This window comes from Sedimentitalea sp. (assembly GCF_039973035.1).
GTDB lineage: Bacteria > Pseudomonadota > Alphaproteobacteria > Rhodobacterales > Rhodobacteraceae > Sedimentitalea.
This window is the reverse complement of sequence record NZ_JBDWLR010000082.1, coordinates 1-2,230: the sequence shown is the minus strand read 5'-3', so window position 1 is coordinate 2,230 and position 2,230 is coordinate 1. Positions and strand designations below refer to the sequence as shown.

The window sequence follows — 2,230 nt, the reverse complement described above, 5'->3', positions numbered from 1 at the left end:
GAAGCGCATATTGCGGGCCGGGTTACCACACTTGCTGCCTGCTGGATCGTGACGCGCAAGGACACTGTCAGGTTGGGATTCACCGATCATGACCGCGCCCTGACCGTCGATGGCATCCATTGCCAACCGGAAAGCGGGCTTTCAACAACTGCGATGACGGGTGGGCCTCAGTTGGCGACAGGCGGTGGCGAGGTTGCCGGGGCCTTGTCCAGCCCGGTACTGAGCGAAGACGATCTGGAAGCAGGGCTTTGGGATCATGCCGAAGTCGGTGTCTTTCTCGTCAACTGGCAACAGCCTGCAGATCATGTCCTGCTTCGCCGTGCCCGTATTGGAGAAATCACGCGAACCGGTGACGCCTTTCAAGCTGAACTGCGGGGTCTGGCGCATTTGTTGGAAGCTCGTCAGGGGCGGGAATTTTCGAAGTCCTGCGATGCGGACCTCGGGGACGCGCGGTGCAAGGTCGAATTGAACGATCCAGCCTATCAGGCAACCGGAACGGTCTTGAGCGCATCCTTTGAATGGGTTCGTTTATCTGGCTTCAGCGACTTTGAGGAAGGTTGGTTTACCAGTGGTCGACTTGAAGTCCTGGACGGGCCTCTTTCCGGATTTGCATCAGAAGTTGCCAGCCATCGCAATGATGACGGCGCGGTGATTTTGGCGCTGTTTCAGCCCGCACCAAAAATCCTTGCGAACGGCACTGCGATCAAGGTCAGAGCTGGCTGCAACAAATCCTTGGTGACCTGTAGATCAAAATTCGCCAATCATCTGAATTTTCAGGGATTTCCGCACATGCCAGGGACCGATTTTGCGTTGTCCTATCCGAACCGCAACACGGGGAAAAACGATGGCAGTGCTCTTGCCTCCTGATGCATTTGAACCACAAACGGCTTTGTTGAGTGACAAGGTGCTGGGTGAAGCACGATGCTGGCTCGGAACACCCTATCAACATCAGGCCAGCCTGAAAGGCGTCGGATGTGATTGTCTTGGTTTGCTGCGTGGGGTCTGGCGGGCGTTTTATGGCGATGAACCGGAAACCGCACCAGATTATTCGTCCGACTGGGCCGAGACTGGCGGTCAGGAAAACCTTCTGACAGCTGGCAGGCGCTGGTTGGTTGAGCGGGCCAAAGAGGTGGCCGAACCGGGCGACGTTCTGGTGTTTCGGTGGCGGGATGGCAGCCCGGCAAAACATGTCGGTATTCTGAGTACACCGATCACCGCAGCGCCCCACATCATTCACGCTTATGAACGGGTTGGCGTGATCGAAAGTCCGCTGGTGCCCGCCTGGCAACGACGCATCGCGACTGTGTTTTCCTTCCCGGAGATCGATTGACCGATGGCAACACTTGTTCTCGCAGCTGCTGGCCAGGCTATTGGCGGTTTTTTCGGCCTTGGCGGGGTCGGGACCATATTTGGAAAGGCCGCAGGAGCCCTCGCAGGTGGTTTCATCGACCGATCCATCTTCGGTGGCTCGTCCCGGTCCGTAGAATCCGGCAAACTGGCTGATGTCAGCGTTCAATCTTCCAATGAAGGGGCGTCTTTGCCCCGGGTGTATGGTCGGGTGCGGCTGGCAGGGCAGGTGATCTGGGCAACTAATTTCGAAGAAGTGGTCTCCACCGAAGAACAGGGCGGCAAGGGAATCGGCGGCGGCTCAAACGTATCCGTGACCTCCTACAGCTATTTCGCAAACTTCGCTGTTGCATTGTGTGAAGGAGAAATCGCCCGGGTTGGCAGGATCTGGGCCGACGGCAAAGTGCTCGACACGCGCCAGATCAATATGAGAGTCTATCACGGTTCTGCCGAACAAATGCCTGATCCTCTGATCTCCGCGTTTCAATCAACCGCACCGGCCTATCGAGGCACAGCTTATGTGGTGTTCGAAAGACTGGCTTTGGAACAATTCGGTAATCGTTTGCCGCAATTGAGCTTTGAGGTCATCCGGCCCGTTGAGCCACTGGAAACCCAGATACGGGCGGTGACGATCATTCCGGGCGCAGGCGAGTTCGTTTATTCTCCCGAAATTGTCTCGGAAGTGCTGGGGCCGGGGTCACAAAGACCACTCAACCGGCATGTGGAAGCTGCCAAATCTGACTGGGCCGAGTCGCTTGATGAATTGCAAAGCCTTTGCCCCAACCTGAAACGTGTCGCGCTGGTGGTTGCCTGGTTCGGCGATGATTTGCGGGCAGACCACTGCACGGTCAGACCGAAGGTCGAGGACAAGGTCACCACCACA

General features: G+C 57.0%; 2 protein-coding genes and 1 pseudogene. All 3 read left to right on the top strand.

What is annotated here, in order from left to right; translation table 11 throughout:
• On the top strand, window positions 1-867 hold an 867-nt coding region (locus tag ABJO75_RS19525), incomplete at its 5' end, for a DUF2163 domain-containing protein (protein ID WP_348432536.1).
• Window positions 845-1,330: a peptidase P60 gene (locus tag ABJO75_RS19520; RefSeq protein ID WP_348432535.1), complete on the top strand. Its 486-nt coding sequence runs from the start codon at window positions 845-847 to the stop codon at window positions 1,328-1,330. The genes ABJO75_RS19525 and ABJO75_RS19520, both read left to right, overlap by 23 nt.
• Before the next feature lie 3 nt (window positions 1,331-1,333).
• Window positions 1,334-2,230 (top strand): annotated as a pseudogene (locus ABJO75_RS19515) (hypothetical protein); the annotation flags it as partial.

Excerpts from the sequence above, each read along its gene's own strand:
- ABJO75_RS19520 (WP_348432535.1), top strand. The coding sequence starts at position 845 with ATGGCAGTGCTCTTGCCTCCTGATGCATTTGAACCACAAACGGCTTTG.